Raw genomic sequence first — 26,390 nt, 5'->3', positions numbered from 1 at the left:
CTATGGATAAACACGCAAAAATATATGTGGCAGGGCATCGTGGACTAGTAGGGTCAGCCTTAATGCGCCAGCTGAAAGAGCAAGGCTATACAAATCTAATTGTACGTACGCACGCGGAACTGGATTTAACCAATCAAGCAGACGTTGAAGCTTTTTTTGCATCAGAAAAACCAGAGTATGTATTTTTAGCTGCCGCCAAAGTAGGTGGCATTCATGCAAACAACACTTATCCAGCGGAATTTATTCATCAAAATTTGGCGATTCAAACCAATGTTATTCACCAATCTTATGTGCATGGTGTCAAACGTTTATTATTTTTAGGATCAAGCTGCATTTATTCGCGAGATTGCCCGCAGCCGATTAAAGAAGAGTATTTACTGACTGGATTATTAGAACCAACAAACAGACCATATGCACTGGCAAAAATTGCAGGTATTGAAATGTGTTGGAGTTATAACCGTCAATACGACACACAATATTTAGCCGCAATGCCAACCAACCTATATGGTCCTGATGATAATTATCACGCAGAAAATAGCCATGTGATTCCAGCCTTAATACGCAAATTTCACGAAGCCAAAGTCAACAAGCAGCCGACAGTAACAGTATGGGGAACAGGTAAACCGCTTAGAGAGTTTTTATATAGCGATGATATGGCAAAAGCATGCTTACACCTCATATCGCTGCCTGATGAAACGTTCCATAAATTAACTGAAGAAAACAGCCTAAAAGGATTACCTCCATTGGTTAACGTGGGGTATGGCAAGGACGTGACAATCAAACAATTAGCAGAATTAGTAGCTACTACGATTGGTTACAAAGGAGAACTGGTTTTTGATACATCTAAACCAGATGGCACGATGCGTAAGTTAATGGATGTGAGCCTTCTTAATACATTAGGATGGCAAGCCAAAATAACGTTGAGTGAAGGGCTTAAATCGGCCTATGCAAACTATTTAGAAAAAGGAAAAACAGAATGAAGGCTGTCATTCTTGCGGGTGGTTTAGGAACGCGCATTTCAGAAGAAACGCATATTAAGCCAAAACCAATGATAGAAATTGGCGGTAAACCAATTCTTTGGCACATTCTTAAACTATATTCTGCACACGGTATTAATGAATTTATCATCTGCTGTGGCTATAAAGGCTACATTATCAAAGAATATTTTGCCAATTACTTTCTGCATATGTCAGATGTTACTTTTGATATGCAAAAAAATGAAATGCAAGTGCATCAACGCAATGCAGAGCCTTGGAAGGTGACATTGGTCGATACAGGCGAAGACACCTTAACAGGAGGCCGTTTAAAACGCGTTGAGAGCTATATAAAAGATGAAGAAGCTTTTTGCTTTACTTATGGCGATGGCGTAGCGGATATTGATATTTCTGCCTTAGTCAAATTTCATCAAAGCCACGGTAAGCTCGCAACAGTGACAGCTGTACAACCACCTGGACGTTACGGCGCCCTCAGTTTAGAGAATCAATTAGTGAAAGGCTTTTCTGAAAAACCTAAAGGCGATGGCGGCAAAATCAATGGGGGTTTTTTTGTGCTCTCACCTGATTGCCTAAAATATATAGACAACGATCAGTCAAGCTGGGAAGGTGCCCCATTAATGCAAATTGCGTCTGAGAACCAACTAATGGCTTTTGAGCATGAAGGCTTTTGGCAGCCAATGGACACATTAAGAGAGAAAAACCTGCTAGAAAGCCTTTGGGAATCTGGCAAAGCACCATGGAAAGTATGGGAATGACCTATCCGTTAAACCAAAGTCAGTTTTGGCAAGATAAAAAAGTCTTTTTAACAGGCCATACAGGCTTTAAGGGCGGCTGGCTAGCGCTTTGGCTTAATAGTCTAGGCGCACAAGTGCATGGTTATGCATTGGTACCATCAACAACCCCCAGTTTTTTTAATGCAGCGAATGTAGAAAGTTTTCTCGCTAGCAATACCATTGCTGATATACGCGATGCCACTAGCCTTGAACGTGCAATGGCAACAGCACAACCTGATATTGTTTTTCATTTAGCAGCGCAGCCGTTGGTGCGTCAATCGTATGTTGACCCAGTAGAAACCTACACAACTAACGTAATCGGCACAGTTAATATGCTAGAAGCTGTGCGTAAAACAGCCTCCATTCGTGCTGTGGTGAATGTCACTACCGACAAGTGCTATGAAAATAAAGAAACCTTAACGCCCTATGCCGAAGATGCTCCAATGGGCGGCTTTGATCCATATTCCAGCAGTAAAGGTTGCTCTGAGTTAGTGACATCCTCCTACAGACAATCGTTTTTAGCAGAAAAAGGCATAGCTCTAGCATCGGCAAGAGCAGGCAACGTAATTGGCGGCGGCGACTGGTCGGTTGATAGACTCATTCCAGACTTCTTGCAAGCGTTAGGTAAAAAAGAAGAATTAGTTATTCGCTCACCCTATGCAATAAGGCCATGGCAGCATGTGCTAGAGCCATTATCAGGTTATTTACAATTGGCAGAAAAACTGCTCACAGAAGGACAGCCTTTTGCACAAGCATGGAACTTTGGCCCCGCAGAAAATGATGCTAAAACGGTCGAATGGATTGTTAAAAAATTGGTTGAGCATTTGCCAAATGCAAAATGGAGAATTGACGACTCACCCCAACCGCATGAAGCACATTATTTAAAATTAGACAGCACCAAAGCAAATACCCAGCTCAACTGGCAACCTAAATGGTCGCTAGAAACAGCATTAGTGAATATTATGGCTTGGCATCAAGCTTGGCATAATAAGGAAGATATGCATCAGTTTTCTTTAGGCCAAATTGCCAACTATCAACAAGCGGAAAGCATTTAAGTCATGAGTCGATTTGATTTTTTTGATGCGCCGTTAAACGGATTGAAAATAATACAAAGAAAAGCCATTGAGGATGAACGCGGCTTTTTGAGTAGAGTTTTTTGTGCTGAAGAATTTGCACAATATGGTTTTGAAAAAGCAGTTAATCAGATTAACCAAACACTTACTCGCCAAAAAGGCGCGGTAAGAGGTTTGCACTATCAATTACCACCACATACCGAAATCAAATTAGTCAGCTGCATTAAGGGCGAAGTGCTGGACATTGCAGTCGATTTGCGCAAAGACTCACCAACTTTTTTATATTGGCATGCTGAAGTATTGAGCGAGAGCAATAGACGTAGTTTGCTTATACCCGAAGGGTTCGCGCACGGTTTTCAAACACTAACTAATGATTGTGAAATGCTCTATTTGCATTCTGCCCCTTATGTAAAAGAATCAGAATCAGCCATTAATATAGCCGACACTAAACTTGCTATTACATTACCGCTAGCCATTACAGATATGTCAGAGAGAGACAAATCTCACCCTATGATTAATCATCATTTTGAAGGAATTGTTGTATGAAGTGCCGCCATTGCCACACAGAGCTAACTATGCCACTAGTTGATTTAGGTAGTTCGCCACCTTCAAATGCTTATTTAACGCAAAAGACATTAAAAGCACCAGAAAAATGGTTTCCGCTGAATGTATTAGTTTGTCAGTCTTGCTGGCTAGTACAAACGGAAGATTTTGCAGGCGCAGAAGAGCTGTTTGATGCTGAATATGCCTATTTCAGCTCCTTTTCAAGCTCTTGGCTAGCGCACGCAAAACACTATGTTGAAACCATGGTTAACCGTTTTGGTTTAACGGACAAAAGCATGGTGATAGAAGTAGCCGCTAATGATGGCTATTTATTGCAATACGTTAAAGAAAAAAACATCGCATGTTTAGGGGTTGAGCCAACAACTAGCACAGCAGACGCGGCTAGAGAAAAAGGCATTGATATTGTTGAAGAATTTTTTGGCGTATCACTCGCCAAAAAATTGGTATCAGAAGGCAAACAAGCAGATTTAACCGCTGCCAATAATGTATTGGCACATGTGCCAGATATTAATGACTTTGTTGCTGGATTTACGCATTTATTAAAACCAAATGGCGTGGCTACATTTGAGTTTCCGCATTTGCTCAACTTAATAGAAAAAAATCAATTCGACACGATTTATCATGAGCATTTTTCCTATTTATCATTAATAGCCGTCAATACAATATTCAAAGCAAACGGGCTCAGCATTTTTGATGTAGAAGAAATCACAACGCACGGCGGTAGCTTGCGTGTCTTTGCGCAGCGCACCGAAACGGGTCAACACACAGCCAGCGATCGCTATAAAGCATTATTAGATAAAGAAAAATCTTTAGGCATGGACACAGCCGCTTTTTATGCAAATTTCCAACAAAAAGCAAACAAAGTTAAATATGATTTAACCAAATTTTTAATCGAAGCCAAAGAATCAGGCAAAAAAGTCATCGCTTACGGCGCGGCTGCTAAAGGCAACACATTGCTAAACTTTGCTGGCATAAAAGAAGATTTATTAAGCTTTGTTGTAGATAAAAACCCAGCAAAGCAAAATAAATATTTGCCGGGCAGCAGGGTGCCAATAGTGAACGAAGATATAATCAAAGAATTAAAGCCAGACTACATCCTTATCTTACCTTGGAATCTTAAGCGCGAAGTAATGGAGCAATTAAATTACGTCAGAACATGGTCAGGCAAATTTGTGACTGCAGTTCCACAGTTGGAAGTTTTATGAAATCAAAAATACATTATACAAAACCATCAATAACCGATTTAGAAGTTGCTTATGCAACTGATGCAGCAAAAAATGGTTGGGGTGAAAAGTGTTACGAATATATAGAAAAATTTGAAACTAAATTCAAAGCATTCACAGGTGCTCAGTATGCAATAGCGACATCTAGCTGTACAGGCGCTCTGCATATGGGTTTGGCAGCAATCGGCGTTGGTTTGGGAGATGAGGTTATACTTGCAGATACTAACTGGATTGCAACAGCAGCACCAATCACGTATTTAGGAGCCAAACCTATTTTTGTCGATATTCTAGAAGATACATGGTGTATTGACCCAGAAAAAATAGAAGCCGCAATTACACCTAACACAAAGGCAATTATAGCTACGCATATCTATGGCAACGTTTGTGAAATGGATAAGTTAATGGCGATTGGTCAAAAGCATGGCATACCAATTATAGAAGATGCAGCAGAAGCCATTGGCTCCCAATGGCATGGCAAGCATGCGGGAACTATTGGTCAGTTTGGCACATTTTCATTTCATGGGACAAAAACGCTAACGACAGGTGAAGGCGGGATATTCATTACAAATGATGCTCAATTGTACGAAAAAGTATTAACGCTTTCAAACCATGGAAGAGCAAAAGGACAAACAAAGCAGTTTTGGCCAGATGAAATTGGTTTTAAGTATAAAATGTCCAACATTCAGGCGGCAATTGGCTTTGGCCAGATTGAGCGAATTGAAGACTTAATAAGACGTAAGCGTGAAGTTTTTCAATACTATAAAACTCAATTAGCAGCAGTAACAAACATCGAAATGAACCCAGAAAAGTCTAATACGATTAATGGCTATTGGATGCCCACAGTCGTTTTTGATAAATCTACTGGCATCACACGAGAAAAGCTACAAGCGGCATTTGCTGAAGAAAATATTGATGCGCGTGTGTTTTTTTACCCTTTATCCAGTTTAGATATGTTCAATAATAGATTGTCAAACACTATTGCGTGGGACATCCCCAATAGAGCTATTAATTTACCCAGTTTTGTTGATATTACTCTTGAAGAGCAAGATCAAGTGGTAGATGTAATTAAAAAATTTTTACAAATAGGTTAATAGATATGAGTAATCAAGCCTTGTTAAGTGAGCGTCAGATTGAAGCATTCAATAACGATGGATATCTTATATTACCGAATTTTTATGAATTGAGTGAAATAAGCGATATTCAAAAAGGTGTTTATGAAATTATAGGTATTATTGCAAATAAATATGACATCAATATTTGCAGACTACCATTTTCGGCATCAACGTTTGACAATGGATACATGGAAATTATCAAAATAAACAGGGCCTATGGAGGGGAAATTTATGATGCTGTCAAACAGATTCCTGCTTTTATTCGTTTAGTCTCGGCACAAAAAAATGAGGATGTATTTAAAAGTCTTAGACCGCAGTCTTGTCCTGGGGTGGCGGCGGCAGGATATGGCTTGAGAATTAACAACCCATTTGAAGAGAAATTCAGGGCTAATTGGCATCAGGAATACCCTGCTCAACTTAGAAGTCTTGATGGATTAGTATTTTGGTCGCCTTTAGTTAGCGTAACAAAAGAGTTAGGCCCTGTCACGATTTGCCCAGAATCACATAAAGAGGGACCAATAGCTGTTTATACAAATGACCCTAAACACAAAGAAAGAACGGGTGCTTATTCTTTAGTGCTCGAAAATGAGTCTGCTTTAATTGATAAGTATAATCAAATCGCACCATTATCAAAACCAACCGACTTAATAGTCATAGACTTTCTGTTGCTCCATGCGTCTGGATTTAATAAAAGCGATAGAGCTCTATGGTCAATGCAATTTCGGTATTTTAACTATTTAGAAAAAACGGGCCTTTCACACGGATGGAAGGGTGGGTTTGCTTCTGGTGTCGACTTTAGAGATATTCACCCAGAGCTATGCATCAACGAGGAAAGTAAATAATGATTAAATGTAATGTATGTAATTCAAGCTTAATTAATAAGGTTTATGACACAGCGGGAGCAACTTCAATAACTTCAGTTTGTACTACAGTAGAGTATCCAACAGAAGTTTATTATTGTACGTGTTGTGAGCATATTCAGACTTTAGAAATGCCAGATGAGCTCTCATACTATGATGAAACATATAACTTCCTTGCTGAGAGCGAAGAAGAAGATCAGGTATATATCGTTGAAGATGGCGAAATTGTATATAGAACACAGCATCAAGTAACAACGATGCTGAAAAAATTAGTTTTACCAAACGGCAGTCGTGTGCTTGATTATGGATGTGCTAAAAGCTCAACAATGAGAGAACTCACGAGACGTGGGCTTTCTATTACACCATATCTTTTTGACATAAGTGAGAGATATACTTCTTATTGGCAAGAGTTTATTGAAGATGGAAAATGGGCGACTTATAAAATCCCTGAAGACTGGAATAATCACTTTAATGTAGTGACCTCTTTTTTCTCATTGGAACACATATCAAAGTTAAGTGAAACACTACAGAGCATAAGGAAAGTATTGATTGACGGTGGAAAGCTGTATGCAATTATCCCTAATACTCAAACCAATCCTGCTGATTTAATTGTTGTTGACCATCCAAACCATTTTACAAAGGCTTCATTAGAAAGGCTTTTGTTTGATAATGATTTTTCGGTTATAGAAATTGACGACACTGCTCATCGTGGTGCATATGTAGTTGTCGCAGAAAAAACCACTCCTCAAAAGAGGCCTCAAACTCCAGACAAGAGTTTAGAAGAAGTAATTAGTGCGATGGGTGATTTCTGGAAGGATGCCGCCCTAAGAGTAAAGAATTTTGAGAAAAATGAGGCAAAAGGACTAGTTTGTGCTATTTACGGAGCAGGTTTTTATGGGTCTTTCTTAGCATCTAATTTGAACGAATTTGATTCCGTTAAATATTTCCTTGATCAGAATCCTTTTTTACATGGTACAAAACTAATGGGTCGGCCTATTATCCACCCTAAAGAGCTTCCCAAAGAGATTGATGTCATATACGTTGCATTAAATCCTAAACATTCGAAAGCAATCATCAGTGAAATAGAATGTCTTTCAACTAGAAATATTTCATACTTCTACATTTAATGCCATGAAGATTGCTATTATTTGTTCGGCTGGAGGTGCTGCGTTCTTTACAGCTTACGACATGTTAATTCAAACGAGCCGGTTTGCATGCCAGGATTTTATTGTTGTTACTGATAGGGCTTGTCAGGCTGAGCAGAATGCAAAAGATAGAGGAATATCTTATAAGAGGGTCGAGTTCGAATCTAAGAGTAAATTTTCACAAACGGTTACAGATATATTAATCGAAGAACAGGTGACTGTAGTTTTAATGCTCTATAGTAGGTTGGTATCAAGTGACTTATATTTAAGGTTACCAACGTTCAATATTCATCCTGCTTTGTTACCTGCTTTTAAAGGGATGAAGGCAGTAGATCAAGCTTTAGAGTCGGGCGTAAAATTTTTAGGTGCCACTATACATTTAACAACTGAAGAAGTAGATGATGGGCAAATTATAGGACAAGTTTCCAGTCCTATTGAAATGAATGCAAATAAAGCGTGGCTTGATAAGCTGTCATTTTTGCAAAAAACCTATTTAATGCTCATGTTTATTGATGCATTACAAACTGGGGCATTAAAAGTAGGTGAAAATGGGACAGTCACCCATGAGGGTAAACTTCTTGTAAGCCCTTCAGCAAACCCTTGTGTGCAGACGAGCTACTTGAGAAATTTATTTGCGACTTACCAAACACAGGAACAAATGCAAGGCGCAATACTGTGAAATTGGTAATATCACAACCGATGTTCTTACCCTGGGTAGGTTTTTTTGAACAAATAAAACTTTGTGACACGTATGTTAACTACGATGATGTTCAATACTCTAAAGGAAGCTTTACAAATAGAGTGCAGGTTAAGTCTGAAAACGGTAGCCAGTGGATGACAGTTCCTCTAAAAAAGGTACATCTTGGTCAACCCATCAATGAAGTTGAAATCAACAATTTACAAGGCTGGAAAAGTAAACACCTTGATTTGTTAAAAAGTTGCTACAAAGATGCACCTTTTTATTCCGAGATGATTTCTATAGTTGAGCACTTGTATGGAAAAGAATGGCTATCAATAGGACAGCTATCACAAGCGAGCCTAGATGCTATCTGTCAATATTTCAAGTTGCATGAAGGTAAGCAGTTCTTAGATATAGCATCACTAAAAATTGAGGGAGCAAGCTCAGATAGAGTGTTATCAATTGCACTTAAACTTGGTGCCACTGAATATATTACAGGCCATGGAGCTAGCAAGTATTTAGACCATAATATATTTGAAAATAAAGGAATTAAAGTTGAATACATGGATTACCAAAAAACAGAGTACCCGCAGCTGTTTGGACAATTTAACCCATATGTAAGCATACTGGATTTGATAGCAAACGTGGGAAAAGAAGGAATTGAATATATTAATTCTGGAACTAAATATTGGAAAGGTTTTTTAAATGAATGAAATAGAAAAATTCAAAACTGAAGTGGCTCAAAACATTGAAAGTTTGAAAAGCGATAAGGATGTTCAGGCATTATCAAGAATATGGATAAGAGAAATAAGTCCACATAAATATGCCTATAACTTTAGTTGGTTAGGTAGGCCTGCTATTCAATTTCCTCAGGATCAAGTTGCGCTACAAGAGCTTATATGGGAAATTAAACCAGATTTGATTATTGAGACAGGAATCGCTCATGGCGGATCACTTGTTTTTAGTGCGTCAATGCTCGCGCTATTAGACATGAGCGATGCAATAGAGTCGGGAAAGTCTTTTGATCCAAACGATTCTAAAAGAAAAGTACTTGGACTAGATATTGATATACGTGACCACAATAGAACTGCGATCGAAGCACATCCAATGTCATCGAGAATACAAATGATTCAGGGATCTTCAATAGATGTAAATATAGTTTCGCAAGTACATGAAATTGCAAAATCATTTAAAAAAATTCTTGTTTGCCTCGATTCTAATCATACGCATGACCATGTCTTGGCCGAATTAGAGGCTTATGCAGGGTTAACCAGCAAAGGTAGTTACTGTATTGTTTATGATACAGCGGTTGAAGATATGCCTGAAAGTCTCTCTGATAATCGTCCTTGGGGACCTGGAAATAATCCTAAAACAGCAGTATGGGAATATTTGAAAACACATCCAGAGTTTGAAATAGATAAATCTATAGAAAGTAAATTGCTTATTACAGTAGCCCCTGATGGCTATTTAAAAAGAATTAAATAAGTAATTGCTGCAAATCGGATAATTAAAAAATTGCTAAAGCGTAATATTATTTTCAATTTTTTGGGTAATGGCTATGTAGTAATATTGCAATTTGCTCTAGTCCCCTTTTTATTAAAGTATTTAGGGGCTGAGGCTTATGGTTTAGTGGGGGTTTATTTAACTTTGCTTGCATCTATCAGCATGTTAGATATGGGGCTTTCACCTGCACTTTCTAGAGAGTTGGCAAGATTGTCTGCATTACCAAACTCTGTACATTTGATCCGTTCAACAGTCACAACATTAGAGAGTATCTATTTTTTTATATCATTAACTATCATCATATTTTTTTATCTTACCTCATCTTTTATAGCTGAGCATTGGTTAATTCAAAATCAATTGCCTAAAGCGCTCATTACAGACTGTTTGATATTGATGGGGTCTCAATGTTCTCTGCAATTTCTAACTAATTATTACAACAACGGCCTAGTTGGATTACAACAAATGGCAAGGGCAAATATTGTCTTATCAATAAACCATACAATTCGTGCATTTGCAGGGTTAAGCGTCTTAATATTCTTACCACCTAATTTAACCAACTATTTTTTTAGCCAGCTATTGGCTACTTTTATTGGGTTATTGTTAACCGCATATTCTCTATATTGCGTACTGCCTATTGATGAAGTCAGGAGTAGAGCTCAATTAAGTTTAATCTCTTATATTAAAGGGAGATTTAGTATTGAAAGATTCAATGCTACTAAAAAATTCGCTGCTGGAATGGCGGTGATAAGTACATGCTCGATCTTAGTCATGCAAGCAGATAAAATTATTTTGAGTAAATTAATTCCCCTTGATGAATTTGGGTACTATACGATAGCCGTTAGTATTGCAGTAACTATTGCAGGTGGTGCCGGCCTTATTTCAAAGGCGGTTCTTCCTCGCCTGACGCAGTTAGTCGCAACGCATAATACAGAGACTATAAAAAAAGTTTACTTAAATTCATCATCTTTAGTCGCATGGGTTATATTGCCGCTTTCCGGATTGCTCATTATTTTTAGCCAGGAGTTTTTAACATTGTATTTAGGAAGTGAGCATAAGGCGGTAATAGTTGCGCCAGTTTTCTCTTTATTAATGATTGGTTACGCAATTCACAGCCTACAGTATATCCCTTATGCATTAAGCTTGGCTTATGGTTGGACTAGGTATGGGATAAATGTATCTTTGGTTAGCATGCTTTTAATGCCAATTTCTATTTTAGGCGCATTAAAATATGGTGTCTTGGGCGCGGCTGCTGGATGGGTCATTATTAGTATTTTATATTTGTGTTTTACTTTAAATTACCTGCACAAAAATATTCTTAGCGGCTTAATGTGGCTCTTTTATAAAAAGGTAAGTTTACCAATATTAATACTGATTATATGTGTGCTGCTGTTAATAAAAAAACAAGGCGTTTAGAATGAAAAAATCCAAAACTAATTTGCAACCCATTGCATGCATAGGGCTATTTGTATACAACGGTGAAAACTATTTAGAAGAATCTATCAAATCTTTGCTTTCTCAATCCTTTGAAAGTTTTGAGCTAATTATTTCAGATAATGCTTCAAGTGATGGTACTCAGAACATTTGCGAAAAATACGCATTACTAGATAGCCGAATTAGATATTATAGACAAGAAACAAATATAGGTATTTTTAATAACTTCAGATTTGTGAAAGAAAAAGGGACGCATGCCAAATATTTCATGTGGGCAGCGCATGATGACTTATGGGATAAGAATTGGCTTGAGGTGTTAATTGCTAATTTCAAAGTTGGCGATTTATCTTTAAGAGGAACTGTAATTAATATAAATGAAAATGGTTCCACATTGTGGAAAACTAATATTCAATCATTTAAAAAAAATCAAGTTGTTAAAACTTTTTTAGATAATGAATCTCATGGTAGAGGATTTTACTGGTATGGACTATTTGATAATCAATTATTACAAAAAATTGATCTTACTTCATTAGATAATGTTTTTGGTTCAGATACCTATTTTATTACAAGTTTAGTACAGTACGGTAACTTAAGAGTTGTTGAAGGTACTAATCAATACTATCGACAGCATACGATGAGTACAACAAAAAAGTTTTCTAAGGACTGGCTAGGCTTGAGAAGGTACATATATCATACGTTCCCAATCAGTCCATATCTTTATTGTTTAAGAATTGTTAAACCAAAGTATAAACCATTAATATTATTAGCAATACCTATTAAGTATGTGAAAAGTATTTTTCTACAAATAATCAAATTATTGCGTCTAATTTTTACCGGGCGTAAGTATTAGTTTTATCTCAAAATGAATCAAGCAATTGCAATTTCTGGCGCATCTGGCTTTATAGGCAGAAAAGTGGTCGAGCATCATTTAAACTCTAACAACGAGGTTCGTTATCTTACGCGCACAGATAGGCAGGCTATTTCTAAAGCCAATGCTTGTATTGGAGATGTGAACTCTTGTGTTAGTCAACTGCTACCATTTCTAAGCAACGTAAACACTTTTTATCACTGCGCTGGCGAGATTAATGATGAGTCTCAAATGCGAAGTACACATGTTCTTGGCACCGCTAATTTATTAAAAGTTGTTGAACAGTTGCATTCGGAAAATAAAGAAATTTTTCATTGGATTCAGTTAAGTAGCTGTGGTGCATACGGTCAAGTGTATTCACACCCATCTGATGCGCGTTATGTGGATGAATATACGATAGAGAGTCCTAATGGAGAATATGAGCGTACAAAAACAGAGTCTGATCAATTAATAATAAACTTTGCTGAAAAGCACGACTGGTTTAAATATACGATTATTCGACCTACCATTGTTTTTGGTCAGGGTATGAGGAGTGCTGCTATTGCGCGCTTATCTAATTTGATTAAAAGAAGGTTTTTTTTCTATGTGGGCAATAAAAATGCAGTGGCAAACTATGTACATGTAGAGGATGTTGTGAGCGCAATGATATTATCTAGCCAAAAGACGGTGGCATATAACCAAACGTTTATTGTTTCAAATGATTGTAAGTTTAGTGATTTCATTAATGCTATCGCTGATACATTGGCTGTATCAAGACCACGATTAGTATTGAATGAATTGATATTGCGAAAGCTCTTGAATATAGTGGGGAAGTGGGTAAAGTTGCCTATTAGCAATGCTTATATTGATGTGATGATGCGACAAACATATTATAGTAATAATAAGTTAAAAAAATACCTCAAATGGTCACCGAAAGCTTCGGTATTGATACAGTTGAGAGAATATATAGGCACTAAAAGTGGCTAAGTTAAAACCATCAATTTGTTTTATATTGACAACTGATTTTTCAGTAAAAGCTTTTCTATTAGCGCACATAAAAGCATTATCAGCGCATTTTGATATTACGGTAGTGACTAACACCAATAATCCAAATTTCTTAATAGAGCTTGGTATTCCTGTTAAAGTAATTCCACTTAATATTGCGCGGAATATACATCTGCTGGCAGATGCGAAGAGTTTATTAGCGCTCATTAACTTGTTTTATAACATGCGTTTTGATGCGGTGCATTCGGTTACACCAAAAGCAGGGTTGTTGGCTATGTTGGCTGCTTGGATGGTGCGAGTTCCTTTGAGGGTGCATATGTTTACAGGGCAGGTTTGGGCTTCAAAAAGTGGTATTAAGCGCCTTATATTAAAGTGGGTTGATTGTTTAATTGCGGCATTAACTACGCATAATTTAGTTGATAGTCCTTCGCAGTTGCAATTTTTGATAGATGAAAGAGTTACAAAACAAGCTAAATCTACTGTTTTTGCTAAAGGTTCTATTTCAGGTGTTGATCTGGCTAGATTTAAGACAGACGTTGAACAAAAGCTGGCTATTCGCAAACAATTAAAAATTGCAGATAATCAGCTTGTTTTTCTGTTTATTGGGCGTTTAAACATTGATAAAGGTGTTTTAGACCTTGCACATGCTTTTGCACAACTTAATGATGAAAATCTACACTTATTGTTTGTTGGTCCTGATGAACAGAATATGCGGGCTGAAATAATCAATCTACAAAACAACAAAAAGAATGTACATTTTGTTGGGCATACAGATAAACCAGAAGCTTTTATGGCGGCTGCAGATGTGTTGTGTTTGCCGAGCTATCGTGAAGGGTTTGGTGCTGTATTAATAGAGGCGGCTGCTTGTGGTGTTCCTGCAATTGCTTCTCGCATTTATGGTATTACTGATGCTGTGGTGGATAATCAAACAGGGTTACTACATCCGCCACGTGATGTTAACGCGATTAAAGGCTTAATGGCGTGTATTGCTAGCAATGAAGCGTTGAGGCATGCGTTAGGTGAGCAGGCAAGACAGCGTGTAAGTAAAGATTTTAGTAGCGAACTGATTACGCAGACATGGGTCGATTTCTATCAATATAAATTAGGTACATCATGAGTAAAAGGCTATTTGATTGATTGCTAAATATTGAGCACCTATTACCTTTGTTTCTCTTCGTGAATTAGAAGCTGACTATCAACATTCAAAATGTTAATTTGATTTGACTTTTTGTTAAAAAAGGACATAATTAAAAAGTTTTTAAATAAAAAAAGGTCTTATATGCGCGTTTCCATACAAGAATTCAAGTCACATTTATCTCGCTATGTGAGTGATGCGCAGTCTGGATTGCTAATTGAACTAACATCCCATCGCAAGGTGGTGGCTAAAGTGATTGGTGTTCCGCCAAGTGATGTTACGGGTGTTTCACGGCTTTTAGCTTCAGGAGCTGCAACTTGGCAGGGTGGTAAGCCAATTGGCGCTTCATTAAAGTTAAATGCATATCACAAATCAGTTTCTGCGATGGTGCTGGAAGATAGAAGATGATTTTATTTTGCGACACTTCTGCACTCATTAAGCTGTATATTGATGAGGATGGAAGTAGTGAGCTGAAAATACGGCTGCAGGAATCAGAAGCGGTAGCTGTCTGTCGTATCGCATGGGCAGAAGCCTATGCGGCGTTGTCTAGACGTGCACGAGAGTTGCCTGCAGATGTAGATAATATTGAGCAAGCTAAAGTCGCTTTGGCGGCTGATTGGCCACATTTTGTCGTGTTAGAAATTGATCAGCCCTTGGTGGAGCGTGCAGGTGAGTATGCAGATACGTTTGCGTTACGTGGATATGACAGTATTCAACTTGCGGCCGCTTTTGAGGCAGGTAGCGTCTCGCAGACCCCTATTTTTTTTGCATGCTTTGATTCTCGCTTGAACAAAGCTGCTAAGTTGTTAGGTATGTCGTGTTTGTAACTTGTTATAGAGTACTTAAAGTGGAAATTTGATGAAACGTTTATTTGATTTCTTGTTGGCAATTGTAGCTACGATGATATTTTTACCCATCATTTTGGTATTGGTGCTGATGATTCGTTGCGTTATCGGTAGTCCAGTTATTTTTAAACAGATGCGTCCTGGACTTAATGGAAATGTTTTTTATATTTATAAATTTCGCACCATGAGCAATGTAAAAAATAGCAAAGGCGAGCTTTTGTCCGATGCTGAGCGTATGACTAAATTCGGTAAGTTTTTACGATCAACTAGCTTGGATGAGTTGCCAAGTTTATTAAATGTATTGAAGGGGGAGATGAGCTTGGTTGGCCCCAGACCTTTGTTGGTTGAATATTTGCCATTATATAATGCAGTACAAGCTAGACGGCATCAGGTAAGACCTGGTGTAACTGGTTGGGCGCAAGTAAATGGGCGCAACGCCATCAGCTGGGAAGATAAGTTTGCGTTAGATGTGTGGTATGTTGATAACCAATCTTTTTTCTTGGATATTAAAATCATATTCATGACGATTAAAAAAGTATTCATTAGAAGCGGAATAAGTGCCGAAGGTGAGGCAACAATGCCGAAGTTTACGGGAAGTATAAAATAACGATGAAACATTATATTTATGGTGCCGGCGGTCATGGTAAAGTTGTGCTCGATGCAATGCAGAAGGCTGGTGCTGTTTGTGATGGTTTTGTAGATGATGGTGTTTTTACTAGCTGGATGGGTTTGCATGTTCATGCATTACCTAGTGTGGATTTAAATGAACAGTTGTCTTTTCATTTGGCTATTGGTAATAACAAAGTAAGAGAGGCTATTGCCGATAAATTAGCAACAATTGCCTTTTTTAGTGTGCTGCATCCTAGTGCTTCGATTGCACAAACTGCTGAAATAGGGTTAGGTTCATTAGTTGCCGCACAAGCGGTTGTGGCGCCAGATGCACAAGTAGGTAATCATTGTATTATTAATCACTCCGCCGTTGTTGATCATGACTGTGTCGTGGGTGATTTTTCGCATATTGCGCCACAGTCTAGCTTGGGTGGTGCATCTCAAGTTGGTAAAGGGGTGTTGGTTGGCGCTGGGGCTGTGATTCTACCAGGTGTTACAATTGGCGATTATGCTGTCATTGGGGCTGGTTCTGTTGTGACAAAAAATGTGGGCGCTGGTACAGTTGTTGTTGGTAGTCCAGCAAAAATAGTGAATAAATAAGGTTACATTCTCTTGTTAAATCATCCCAATATCTCACCCTGGCCGTATTATGAAACAGATGAAATAGATGCGGCCATGCAAACACTTAATTCAGGCAAAGTTAATTATTGGACAGGCGAGCTAGGTAAGCAATTTGAGCAAGCCTATGCAGCCCATGTAGGTAAGCAATTTGGCATTGCACTAAGTAACGGTACGGTTGCATTAGAGCTTGCTTTGCGTGCGCTTGGTATCGGTGAGGGTGATGAAGTAATTGTGGCTAGCCGAAGTTATGTCGCTTCAGCGAGTTGTGTAAAGCTAGTGGGGGCAATACCTGTATTTGCTGATGTTGATAGCACCAGTGGCAATATTTGCGTTGAAACAATTAAACCGTTGATTTCTGGTAAAACCAAAGCGGTAATTCCTGTACATATTGGCGGCTGGCCTTGCGATATGCAAGGCATCATGAATTTAGCCAACTTACATGGTATTAAAGTGATTGAAGATTGTGCGCAGGCGCATGGTGCATTTGTGGCAAATCAACCAGTTGGTGCTTGGGGGCATGCAGCGATATTCAGTTTTTGCCAAGATAAAATTATCTCTACTGGCGGAGAAGGTGGCATGTTGTTACTTGACGATGAGGCACAATATAAAAAAGCTTGGGCATATAAGGATATTGGACGTGATTATGATGCGGTCTATCACAAAGAGCACCATGCTGGCTTTAGGTGGTTGGTTGAAACGGCGGGATCTAACTTTAGAATGACTGAGTTTCAAGCGGCGATTGGCTTAAAACAGTTGGCTAAATTGCCACAATGGATTGCAGAAAGAAACAAGCATGCGAACCATATCATAGAGACTTTGAATGCGTTTGACTTTATTGAAACGCCTGTTTTGTTGGCAGACAATGGCAATCAAAATGCTTACTATCGATTGTATTCAAAAGTTAAACTGGGCGCAGTTAAGCATGGATTAACTGGTAGCGCGCTTAGAGATTATATAATTGAAAAACTTATTTTGTCTGGTGTACCATGTTTTTCAGGCTCTTGTGCTGAGATATACCGTGAAAGACTATTTGATGATTTAATGCTAGCGCACAGGTTACCGAATGCTGCTATTTTTGCTGATTATGCGTTTTGCTTTTTGGTGCATCACACAATCAGCAGCGAGCAGCTTGCCGCAATGACACAAAGAATCAATAAAGTGTTTCGTGCGTTAGAGGCCAATCAACCGATTAATACCTAAAATTAGGTAGAATAGATGTATGTTTTTTCTACCTTCATAAAGAATAATGATGCCTTATTGGACAATTTTTAAAAGCCCCCGCGCTTTATTTGCTTTGCTACACGATATTGTTGTTGCTGCGCTATCATGGATCGTTGCTTATTGGTTACGATTCAATTTTGATATTCCAGTAGCGTTTTTAGAGGATATGTGGCTGAATCTTGCTTGGGTGTTGCCTTTGCAGGCTGTCCTTTTTTATGTATGTGGACTTTATCAAGGGGTTTGGCGTTTTGCTAGTATTCCTGACCTGAAGCGGATTATTAAAGCGGTTGGGCTTGGTGGTTTGTTGGTTGCCTTTATTTATTTGATGCTTAAGCCTGTTGGGGTGATTCCACGTTCTGTTTTGTTGCTTGATCCGATTTTGTTATTGCTTGCTATGGGCGCTAGTCGGTTTGTGTATCGCGCTTGGAAGGAGCACCATCTTTACGGCGCAATAGTGACTAAAGGCAAGCCTGTGATTGTATTGGGGGCAGGTGAGGCGGCAATATCATTGGTAAAGGATTTGGCGCGTAGCGAGGCATGGCAAGTGGTGGGGTTGTTGGATGATGATAAGACCATTTTAGGGCGACAGATAGAGCGGGCGCGTGTTTTGGGGCTTGTGCACGATTTGCCTGCGCTTGCGCAGAAGTATCAAGTAGAACATGTGATTGTGGCGATGCCTTCTGTTGATCATTCAAAAAGACGCGCGGCGGTTGATATTGCCAATGCATGTGGGATGACCGTGCTAACGGTGCCTGCATTTGATGATTTAATGAGTGGAAAAGTGAGCATTTCTCAGATTCGCCAAGTAGAAGTTGAAGATTTGCTGGGTAGAGAGCCCGTGCAATTAGACAGTGTGGGCTTGCACGATTTGATTGAGCATAACGCTGTGTTGGTGACTGGTGCTGGCGGTTCGATTGGCTCTGAGCTTTGCCGACAAATTCTGAAATACCATCCCAGTCAGTTGATTTGCGTGGATACTTCTGAGTTTTCTTTGTATCAAATTGAGCAAGAGTTTAGCCAATTGCGATTGGTTAATAATACCCAGATTCGTTATGTCACTGCCAATGTGAGAAACGAAAAACGAATTAAATCATTATTAGCTACTTATCAACCGAGTGTTGTTTATCATGCTGCGGCTTATAAACACGTGCCTTTGATGGAGAATGTGAATGTGGCAGAAGCGCTGACTAATAACGTGTTGGGCACATATACCGTTGCTAAGGCTTGTAAAGACGCTGAGGTGAGTAAGTTTGTGTTGGTGTCTACCGATAAAGCAGTCAATCCAACCAATGTGATGGGGGCGAGCAAACGCTTGGCTGAGATGGTTTGCCAAGGTTTGCAAGATAAAGCAGGTACCCAATTTGTGACAGTCCGATTTGGTAATGTCTTGGGTAGTAGTGGTAGCGTGATTCCCAAATTTAGGGAGCAAATTGCCAAAGGTGGCCCTGTAACTATTACTCACCCAGAAATTACCCGTTATTTTATGTCGATTCCTGAAGCAGCGCAGCTGGTGATGCAAGCGGGCATGATGGGAACGGGTGGCGAAATTTTTGTATTAGATATGGGTGAGTCTGTCAAAATTGTGAACCTTGCGAAAGATATGATTCGCTTATCTGGCTTGGCAGAAGATGAGATTGAGATTGTGTATACTGGCTTAAGACCGGGTGAAAAGCTGTATGAAGAGTTGTTGGCGGATGATGAGCATACACAACCAACACCACATGATAAGTTGCGCATTGCGTTGGCTCGATCGGCTGATATGGTGTGGGTGAAGAAGCTATTGAAATGGATAGAATCTATTCATGATGAAGATGAACAGCGGATTAAAGCAGGTTTGAAAACATGGGTTGAAGAATATAGAATGGATTTATCGAGCAAAAGCCATGCTGGTTTTGTGCCTGAAACGACAACAATACACTAGGTGACCATGACACACATTACAAAAGCAGTTTTTCCAGTTGCAGGCCTAGGTACCCGATTTTTGCCAGCAACCAAGGCAAGCCCAAAGGAGATGCTGCCGATTGTCGATAAGCCATTGATTCAATACGCGGCAGAAGAAGCGATTGCCGCTGGCGCGACAGAACTCATTTTTATTACCGGTAAAAATAAACGATCAATTGAGGATCATTTTGATGTGGCTGGCGAGCTAGAAGCGCAATTAGAAGCCAGTGGTAAAAAGAAGATATTGGCAATGTTGCATGATATTTTGCCATCGCATGTTTCTTGTATCTTTATTCGTCAACCAAAAGCCTTGGGCTTAGGACATGCGGTGCTTTGCGCCAAACCTGTGGTGGGCGATTCGCCGTTTTCTGTGATTTTGGCAGATGATTTGATTGATGCTGATGTGTCGGTAACCAAACAAATGGCAGATGTTTATGCGGCAAAAGGTGGCTCTGTTTTAGGCGTTGAAGACGTGCACCCAAGTGCGACGGCTAGTTATGGTATTGTTGATGCAGAGCCAATCGAAGCGGGACTCTTAAAAGTGAATAGCATTGTTGAAAAGCCCCAACCAGAAGATGCGCCATCTAATTTGGCGGTGGTTGGTCGCTATATCTTTACACCGCGTATTTTTGATTGCCTAGCGCAAGTAAAGCCTGGTAAAGGCGGTGAGATTCAATTAACGGATGGTATTGCTGACTTAATGAAGCTTGAAGCGGTGTTTGCGTATCGATTTGCTGGCAAACGGTATGATTGCGGTAGCAAGCTGGGTTTTATGCAAGCTAACGTTGAATTGGCGCTCAAACATCCAGAATTAAAAGAAGAGTTTGCAACCTATTTGAAAAGCTTATCTTTATGACTACGTTAGATCCGCATCAAATTAAACAAGATGCTGAGGTGCTTTATAGTGAGCAGGTGGTTTTAAATGCCATTGCTAGCATAGCCGCAAGATTAAATATCGATTACCAAGGCGAATATCCAATGGTGCTGAGCGTCATGAATGGCGCTGTTTTTTTTGTAGGACAATTAACGCCGCAGTTAACTTTTCCATTAATACTGGATTATGTACACGCAACACGTTATCAAAATGGGGTTGAGGGCAAAGAAGTCAATTGGGTTGCGCGACCCAAAAATACCATCAAGGGCGCCAATGTTCTTATTTTGGATGATATTTTGGATGAAGGTCACACCTTAAAAGCGATTGTCGACACTTGTTATGCGCTTGGAGCTAAGCAAGTTAAAGTAGCGGTATTGGTGGAAAAAGATTTGGATAAAGCCAAGCCGCTGACTGCTGACTATGTGGGTATTAAAGTACCCAATCGTTATATTTTTGGCTGCGGGATGGATATCCATGGTTGGTGGCGCAATTTGCCAGCGATTTATGCGTTAAAACAACCATAACCCATTGAGATAAAGAATTTAGTCATGCGTAATTCAACTCGTTATAATGACACATACTATTCAGTTATCTAATCGTTAGCTGTCTATCTATTAATTAATGAAAAGCCTACATGTCAAAGAAGAAACCTTCTCTCCGTCATCAAGACCCCCATGCGCAGCGTGAGGCCGCGCAATACGAAGCCCCTTTACCTAGCCGCGAGCTTATTTTGCAAGTGCTCACTGAACAAGGTGTGCCAGTTGCATTAGACGTCCTGTACGATTTATTGGAAATTGCAGAAGAAGAGCAAGGAATTTTTAGTCGCCGTTTAAACGCGATGGAGCGTGAAGGGCAGGTGATGCTTAATCGTAAAGGTTTGCTTTGCTTGCCTGAAAAAATAGAGGCCATTGCGGGTGTGGTGCAGGGGCATCCTGATGGGTTTGGCTTTTTGGTGCCTGACGATAAAAAGCAACATCCTGAAGATATTTTCTTATCCAATAAGGAAATGCAGCAAGTGATGCATGGCGATCGCGCCATGGTGCGCGTTAGTGGGTTAGATAGAAGAGGGCGGCCAGAGGGTAAAATCGTGGAAGTGCTGGAGCGGACTAACGAGACATTGGTTGGTCGCGTGATGCAAGGTCAAGGTGTGACAATTGTTGCTGCTGAAGATAAACGTATTAATCAGGATATTTTAATTCCCTATCACCTTGATATGGGTGCAAAAGTAGGTCAAATTGTTATCGTAGAGATGACAGAGCAACCATCTAAACATGCACACCCGATGGGTAAAATTGTGCAGATTTTGGGTAATTATGCAGATAGCGGCATGGAAATAGAAATTGCTTTACGTAAGCATAAATTGCCGCATGAGTTTTCTGCTAAAGCGCTTGCGCAAGCAGAGGCCATTCCTAAAACTGTTCAGCCAAGCGACTATCAAGATCGCATTGATTTACGTGAATTACCATTGATTACTATTGATGGCGAGACTGCGCGTGATTTTGATGATGCTGTTTTTGCTGAGCCACAAGGGGCTGGTTGGCGTTTGGTGGTGGCTATTGCGGATGTGAGTTATTACGTAAGACCAGATGATGCGCTGGATAAAGATGCGATTGATCGGGGTAACTCAATCTATTTCCCTAGACGTGTGATTCCGATGTTGCCAGAAGCATTGTCGAACGGTTTATGCTCATTAAACCCTGATGTAGAGCGCTTGTGTATGGTGTGTGATATGCAAGTAGATGCGAATGGCGTTGTTGGGAAATATGCATTCTATCCGTCAGTGATGTTATCAAAAGCGCGGATGACCTACACTAAAGTGGCTGAGATGCTAGAAAATCCACAAGGTGAAACGGCAAAGCAATATGCACACGTGATGCCACATGTGCAGAATTTGTATGCGCTATTTAAAGCGATGTTGGTTCAGCGTCAAAAACGGGGTGCGATTGAGTTCGAAACCGTTGAGACCATGATGATGTTTAATGATGACGGTAAGATTGATCGCATCGTGCCAACCTCACGTAATGAAGCGCATAAAATTATTGAAGAGTGCATGCTGGCGGCTAATGTGTGTGCGGCGCATTTCTTAGAAAGCAAAAAACATACGGCTATTTATCGTGTGCATCAAGGCCCAACAGAAGAGAAATTGGAGCTGCTGAGAACCTTTATGGCTGAATTTGGTTTTGGCGTTGGCGGCGGCGATAAGCCTCATGCCAAAGATTATGCCAAATTGATGGAACAGATTAAAGGGCGGCCAGATGAGCAATTGTTGCAAACTGTTTTGTTAAGATCGATGCAACAAGCGGTTTATAGCCCAGATAATCAAGGCCATTTTGGCTTAGCCTATGAGGCATATACCCATTTCACCTCGCCAATTCGTCGTTATCCAGATTTATTGGTGCATAGAGCCATTAAAGCTGCAATTAAAGGCGAAACCTATAAAGCGAAGGACTGGGAAGCATTAGGCATTCATTGCTCGATGACAGAGCGGCGTGCCGATGACGCAAGCCGCGATGTGACAAATTGGCTGAAATGTTATTACATGCAAGATAAAGTAGGCGAGATATTTGACGGTACAGTTTCTGGGGTTACGTCGTTTGGCGTTTTTGTTGCGCTAGATGATGCTTATGTAGAAGGTTTGTTACATGTGACTGAGTTAGGCAATGATTATTTTCATTATGATAAAGCCCATCATGCTATGGTTGGTGAGCGCACCAATGAGAAGTATCGCTTGGGCGATAGAGTGACCATTAAAGTGGCGCGGGTTGATTTGGAAACGACTAAAATTGACTTTAGTTTAGTTAAAAAATCAGGCAGTTTAACGCTTGCTAGTGGGGGCACTAGAGCGGTTGGGAAGCCAGCTCGATCCGGCCAAGTCAAACAAACAGTTAAACCGTCAGCAAAACCGACGAGAGCACCACGCACACCAAGCAATAAAGCGCCTTCAAAAAAAACCAAAAAATCAACAAGTAGTAATCGAAAAAGCAGCCGTAAACAGAAAAGATAACTTTTAAAAGATAGCGTAAAAATAAATCATGAGCGAAGCACGTATATTATTTGGCTTTCATGCCGTACAAAGCCGCATGCGCCAGCATGCCACTAGCATTCAAGAAATCTTGATTGATCAAGACCGCGTTGATCCGCGCATGAAAGATTTACTCAAATTGGCCGATGCTTCTAAGATTAGAGTGATGCAAGTTGATAGAAGTCGATTAGATGGCATGGCGGGGCGTAACGGCCGACATCAAGGTGTGATTGCGCGCGTTGTTGATACCCCCATTCCATACAAAGATATACACGATATTTTAGAGTCTAATCTGAGCGAGCCGCCTTTCTTTTTGATTTTAGATGGCGTGGAAGATCCGCATAATTTAGGTGCTTGTTTACGTGTGGCAGATGCGATGGGCGTGCATGCTGTTATTGCGCCTAAAGATCGCGCCGTTGGTTTAAATGCGACAGTACGTAAGGTGGCTAGCGGCGCTGCCGAAACCATCCCCTTTATTGCAGTAACCAACTTGGCGCGCACGATTCGTGAGCTAAAGGAGGCGGGGGTGTTTATTATTGGCACCACGATGGATTCTGAAAGTACCTTGTTGAATACGAAATTGAGTGGCCCAATTGCTTTGGTTTTGGGTGCAGAAGGTGATGGTATTCGTCGTTTAACGGCAGAAAACTGCGATGCATTGGTCACTATTCCAATGTTTGGTACAGTAGAAAGTTTAAATGTGAGTGTTGCTAGTGGTATTTGTCTTTATGAAGTGCGTCGACAGCGCCATGCGCTTTAATTTTTTGATGGTATTTAGGTAAGCTAATGAGTCGATTATGGGTGCGACTATGGGTGGCGTTGATCTTTTTGCAGCTTATAGCGCCAGTGAACGCAGCAGAAGGCTGGTTGATTGCGACGCAAAATGAGTTACTCAAACCCAATGAAGTGCTTTTATTAGAGGTTGTTAAACCCAGCGCAGAGGCAGGCTGGCCAGATAAATTAAGTCTGACTATGTTTACCCAAGACAGCAGTGAGATTGTTGAACTCACATTACTAGGTGGGCAAAGTAATCAAATAAGACGCCGTTATAGCGGTGTCGTCTCCTCTGCTTTTAATGGCGATGTGTTAGCCAAACTAACCAATCAACCATCTAACCGATTGTTAATGACGGCGAATACAATAGATATCGCGTCGCATCAAGCGCTGACATCTACCTTGCCCGCTCCGCAAGCTGAGTCGATACAGCAAACACTGAATCAAGTAGAAACCCAGCCCAGCACCATGTTAATTCCTTCACCAAAAGAAGTGAGAACCATTAGTGCCAATGAGCCGCTATATTTTATTGTCGGTTCTAATCAGCAAAGAGATTACGACGCAAGATTCCAAATCAGCTTTAAATATCGGCCATTTGATCCAGATGCAACCGTGGCTCAAATTATTCCATATGCCAGCAATTTATATTTTGCCTATACCCAAACCAGTATTTGGGATTTAGGTAGCGAGTCTAGCCCATTTAAAGATACCAGCTATCGTCCAAGTATCTATTACCATTGGGATGAAAGTGGCAAGGGCGCTAATCCTAACAGTTGGAATTTTGGTTTGGAGCATGAATCTAACGGGCGTGATGGCCTAGATTCACGCTCATTAAATATTGCATTTGTACAACCGCGCTGGGATATCAATACAGAGTACGGTAGAAAATTGACGCTGATGCCTAGATTTTATGCCTATCTTGAAAAATCGGATAACGATGATATCTATCAATATCGCGGTTATGTTGATTGGATAGCCCAATACGGTCGTGACAATGCCGCCTTATTCACCGCGATGTATCGCCAAGGAACAGACGGCTATGCGCAAGGACAAATTGATTTATCTTATCCAATTAGCGATAAAATATTTGGTCGAACAGGGACGTTTTTGCATCTGCAATTGCTGGGTGGTTATGGTGAAACCTTACTTGATTACAATAAACGAAGTGACACCCAGTTAAGAATTGGTATTTCTTTAGCAAGATAAGCTAAAAAACAAAAATGGCTTACAAACGAATGTAAGCCATTTTTAAATTTGGCGTCCCCAAGGGGAGTCGAACCCCTGTCGCCTCCGTGAAAGGGAGGTGTCCTAGGCCTCTAGACGATGGGGACCTAAGAATGTGTTGCTACTGCTTTACAACGCAGCGTATTTTACTACAATCAACTTAAATTTCTAAGTGATTTTGCCAAGTTTTTTGTTAAAAAGTTGATTTGATGGTGGAGGTAAGCGGGATCGAACCGCTGACCCCTTGAATGCCATCCAAGTGCTCTCCCAGCTGAGCTATACCCCCGATTACCATGACCTAACTTTTTGACTTGGCATCATTTGAATTGATGTCAATTCAAAGAAGGCGCAATATTAATGACGGGCGCGGCGCTTGTCAATGTTTTTCTAATAATCTTTTCAAGCGCTATCTGATTAGCCGTACTGATTAGCCACGAATATTCGCATTACTTTCAAACTGCATTAAGTCGACTCTTGGCTGTGGCTCCCAGCCTGCTTTTCGATGCTCTGCTACGACATTAGTGAAAACACCGCCACGGACATAAAATTTGGACGTAATGCGCATAAACTTGGGTTGTGTTGCAGCCACAAGGTCATCCAAAATGCTGTTGGTCACGGCTTCGTGAAAGCAGCCTTCATCGCGGAATGACCACATGTAAAGTTTTAAGCTTTTGAGCTCTACGCAAAGTTGATCCGGAATATAGTCTAGATAGATCACAGCAAAATCTGGTTGACCTGTTTTTGGACATAAGCAAGTGAATTCAGGGATTTCCATATGAATATGAAAATCGCGAGATTGGTTAGGATTTGGAAAGGTTTCTAATACCTTGGTTGGTTGCGCTGTTGGTTTGCCGCCTAGTGATTGTGTATTCATAAATTGTGTATTAAATGGAGATTTTGAATGTAAAAAACGT

Annotated in this window: 27 protein-coding genes and 2 tRNA genes; 26 read left to right on the top strand and 3 right to left on the bottom strand. The window is 40.1% G+C overall.

Annotated features, from left to right (window positions below; translation table 11 throughout):
* Window positions 1-2: 2 nt before the first annotated feature.
* The 26 genes from KFB94_00420 (at window position 3) to KFB94_00295 (ending at window position 25,458) form a co-directional block, all read left to right on the top strand.
* Window positions 3-980: a GDP-L-fucose synthase gene (locus tag KFB94_00420; GenBank protein QVL45632.1), complete on the top strand. Its 978-nt coding sequence runs from the start codon at window positions 3-5 to the stop codon at window positions 978-980.
* Window positions 977-1,750: a glucose-1-phosphate cytidylyltransferase gene (rfbF, locus tag KFB94_00415; GenBank protein ID QVL45631.1), complete on the top strand. Its 774-nt coding sequence runs from the start codon at window positions 977-979 to the stop codon at window positions 1,748-1,750. The genes KFB94_00420 and rfbF overlap by 4 nt, the downstream gene beginning before the upstream one ends.
* On the top strand, window positions 1,732-2,823 hold the full coding sequence (rfbG, locus tag KFB94_00410; protein QVL45630.1) for a CDP-glucose 4,6-dehydratase: 1,092 nt from the start codon (window positions 1,732-1,734) through the stop codon (window positions 2,821-2,823). The genes rfbF and rfbG overlap by 19 nt, the downstream gene beginning before the upstream one ends.
* 3 nt (window positions 2,824-2,826) lie before the next feature.
* Window positions 2,827-3,387 carry a dTDP-4-dehydrorhamnose 3,5-epimerase family protein gene (locus KFB94_00405; protein ID QVL45629.1) on the top strand — a complete coding sequence of 187 codons (561 nt, stop codon included), beginning with the start codon at window positions 2,827-2,829 and terminating at the stop codon, window positions 3,385-3,387.
* The gene (locus tag KFB94_00400; protein QVL45628.1) at window positions 3,384-4,610 is read left to right on the top strand and encodes a methyltransferase domain-containing protein; all 1,227 of its coding nucleotides are present in this window, start codon (window positions 3,384-3,386) and stop codon (window positions 4,608-4,610) included. Before KFB94_00405 ends, KFB94_00400 begins: the two co-directional genes overlap by 4 nt.
* On the top strand, window positions 4,607-5,719 hold the full coding sequence (locus tag KFB94_00395) for a DegT/DnrJ/EryC1/StrS aminotransferase family protein (protein ID QVL45627.1): 1,113 nt from the start codon (window positions 4,607-4,609) through the stop codon (window positions 5,717-5,719). Before KFB94_00400 ends, KFB94_00395 begins: the two co-directional genes overlap by 4 nt.
* A gap of 5 nt (window positions 5,720-5,724) precedes the next feature.
* Window positions 5,725-6,582 carry a phytanoyl-CoA dioxygenase family protein gene (locus tag KFB94_00390; protein ID QVL45626.1) on the top strand — a complete coding sequence of 286 codons (858 nt, stop codon included), beginning with the start codon at window positions 5,725-5,727 and terminating at the stop codon, window positions 6,580-6,582.
* The gene (locus KFB94_00385) at window positions 6,582-7,727 is read left to right on the top strand and encodes a methyltransferase domain-containing protein (GenBank protein ID QVL45625.1); all 1,146 of its coding nucleotides are present in this window, start codon (window positions 6,582-6,584) and stop codon (window positions 7,725-7,727) included. The genes KFB94_00390 and KFB94_00385 overlap by 1 nt, the downstream gene beginning before the upstream one ends.
* 4 nt (window positions 7,728-7,731) lie before the next feature.
* Window positions 7,732-8,424 carry a hypothetical protein gene (locus tag KFB94_00380; protein ID QVL45624.1) on the top strand — a complete coding sequence of 231 codons (693 nt, stop codon included), beginning with the start codon at window positions 7,732-7,734 and terminating at the stop codon, window positions 8,422-8,424.
* On the top strand, window positions 8,421-9,137 hold the full coding sequence (locus tag KFB94_00375) for a WbqC family protein (protein ID QVL45623.1): 717 nt from the start codon (window positions 8,421-8,423) through the stop codon (window positions 9,135-9,137). The genes KFB94_00380 and KFB94_00375 overlap by 4 nt, the downstream gene beginning before the upstream one ends.
* Window positions 9,130-9,909, top strand: coding sequence for a cephalosporin hydroxylase family protein (locus KFB94_00370; GenBank protein QVL45622.1), 780 nt, complete (start codon window positions 9,130-9,132; stop codon window positions 9,907-9,909). Before KFB94_00375 ends, KFB94_00370 begins: the two co-directional genes overlap by 8 nt.
* Window positions 9,910-9,939: 30 nt before the next feature.
* Window positions 9,940-11,340 carry an oligosaccharide flippase family protein gene (locus KFB94_00365; protein ID QVL45621.1) on the top strand — a complete coding sequence of 467 codons (1,401 nt, stop codon included), beginning with the start codon at window positions 9,940-9,942 and terminating at the stop codon, window positions 11,338-11,340.
* Between the two features lies 1 nt (window position 11,341).
* Window positions 11,342-12,208, top strand: coding sequence for a glycosyltransferase (locus KFB94_00360; GenBank protein QVL45620.1), 867 nt, complete (start codon window positions 11,342-11,344; stop codon window positions 12,206-12,208).
* Between the two features lie 12 nt (window positions 12,209-12,220).
* Window positions 12,221-13,192: an NAD-dependent epimerase/dehydratase family protein gene (locus KFB94_00355; GenBank protein ID QVL45619.1), complete on the top strand. Its 972-nt coding sequence runs from the start codon at window positions 12,221-12,223 to the stop codon at window positions 13,190-13,192.
* A complete protein-coding gene (locus KFB94_00350; protein QVL45618.1) occupies window positions 13,185-14,327 on the top strand; it encodes a glycosyltransferase family 4 protein in 1,143 nt (380 codons plus the stop codon). Before KFB94_00355 ends, KFB94_00350 begins: the two co-directional genes overlap by 8 nt.
* A 162-nt stretch (window positions 14,328-14,489) precedes the next feature.
* On the top strand, window positions 14,490-14,753 hold the full coding sequence (locus KFB94_00345) for a type II toxin-antitoxin system prevent-host-death family antitoxin (protein ID QVL45617.1): 264 nt from the start codon (window positions 14,490-14,492) through the stop codon (window positions 14,751-14,753).
* A complete protein-coding gene (locus tag KFB94_00340) occupies window positions 14,750-15,172 on the top strand; it encodes a type II toxin-antitoxin system VapC family toxin (GenBank protein ID QVL45616.1) in 423 nt (140 codons plus the stop codon). The genes KFB94_00345 and KFB94_00340 overlap by 4 nt, the downstream gene beginning before the upstream one ends.
* Before the next feature lie 31 nt (window positions 15,173-15,203).
* On the top strand, window positions 15,204-15,797 hold the full coding sequence (locus KFB94_00335) for a sugar transferase (GenBank protein QVL45615.1): 594 nt from the start codon (window positions 15,204-15,206) through the stop codon (window positions 15,795-15,797).
* A 2-nt stretch (window positions 15,798-15,799) separates the two neighbouring features.
* Complete coding sequence (locus tag KFB94_00330) at window positions 15,800-16,399, top strand: acetyltransferase (protein QVL45614.1); 600 nt, start codon at window positions 15,800-15,802, stop codon at window positions 16,397-16,399.
* Window positions 16,400-16,411: 12 nt separating this feature from the next.
* Complete coding sequence (locus KFB94_00325) at window positions 16,412-17,620, top strand: DegT/DnrJ/EryC1/StrS family aminotransferase (GenBank protein QVL45613.1); 1,209 nt, start codon at window positions 16,412-16,414, stop codon at window positions 17,618-17,620.
* 49 nt (window positions 17,621-17,669) lie between these two features.
* On the top strand, window positions 17,670-19,562 hold the full coding sequence (locus tag KFB94_00320) for a polysaccharide biosynthesis protein (protein ID QVL46499.1): 1,893 nt from the start codon (window positions 17,670-17,672) through the stop codon (window positions 19,560-19,562).
* 6 nt (window positions 19,563-19,568) lie between these two features.
* Window positions 19,569-20,438 (top strand): UTP--glucose-1-phosphate uridylyltransferase GalU, encoded by an 870-nt coding sequence (galU, locus tag KFB94_00315; protein ID QVL45612.1) that lies wholly within the window; start codon window positions 19,569-19,571, stop codon window positions 20,436-20,438.
* On the top strand, window positions 20,435-20,980 hold the full coding sequence (locus tag KFB94_00310; GenBank protein QVL45611.1) for a hypoxanthine-guanine phosphoribosyltransferase: 546 nt from the start codon (window positions 20,435-20,437) through the stop codon (window positions 20,978-20,980). Before galU ends, KFB94_00310 begins: the two co-directional genes overlap by 4 nt.
* Before the next feature lie 110 nt (window positions 20,981-21,090).
* Window positions 21,091-23,460 carry a ribonuclease R gene (gene rnr, locus KFB94_00305; protein ID QVL45610.1) on the top strand — a complete coding sequence of 790 codons (2,370 nt, stop codon included), beginning with the start codon at window positions 21,091-21,093 and terminating at the stop codon, window positions 23,458-23,460.
* A gap of 28 nt (window positions 23,461-23,488) precedes the next feature.
* Window positions 23,489-24,238, top strand: a complete 750-nt coding sequence (gene rlmB / locus KFB94_00300; protein ID QVL45609.1) for a 23S rRNA (guanosine(2251)-2'-O)-methyltransferase RlmB — start codon at window positions 23,489-23,491, stop codon at window positions 24,236-24,238.
* Between the two features lie 26 nt (window positions 24,239-24,264).
* Window positions 24,265-25,458: a phospholipase A gene (locus tag KFB94_00295; GenBank protein QVL45608.1), complete on the top strand. Its 1,194-nt coding sequence runs from the start codon at window positions 24,265-24,267 to the stop codon at window positions 25,456-25,458.
* Between the two features lie 49 nt (window positions 25,459-25,507).
* Here the strand turns inward: KFB94_00295 and KFB94_00290 are convergent.
* From KFB94_00290 to queF, 3 genes are all read right to left on the bottom strand, one after another.
* Window positions 25,508-25,583: transfer RNA gene (locus KFB94_00290), tRNA-Glu, on the bottom strand.
* Window positions 25,584-25,686: 103 nt separating this feature from the next.
* Window positions 25,687-25,762 (bottom strand) — tRNA-Ala (locus KFB94_00285).
* Between the two features lie 141 nt (window positions 25,763-25,903).
* Window positions 25,904-26,350: an NADPH-dependent 7-cyano-7-deazaguanine reductase QueF gene (queF, locus tag KFB94_00280; protein QVL45607.1), complete on the bottom strand. Its 447-nt coding sequence runs from the start codon at window positions 26,348-26,350 to the stop codon at window positions 25,904-25,906.
* Window positions 26,351-26,390 lie beyond the last annotated feature (40 nt).

Source organism: Methylophilaceae bacterium (assembly GCA_018398995.1).
In the GTDB taxonomy this organism is placed as follows: domain Bacteria; phylum Pseudomonadota; class Gammaproteobacteria; order Burkholderiales; family Methylophilaceae.
This window is presented reverse-complemented; position numbering and strand designations above follow the sequence as displayed.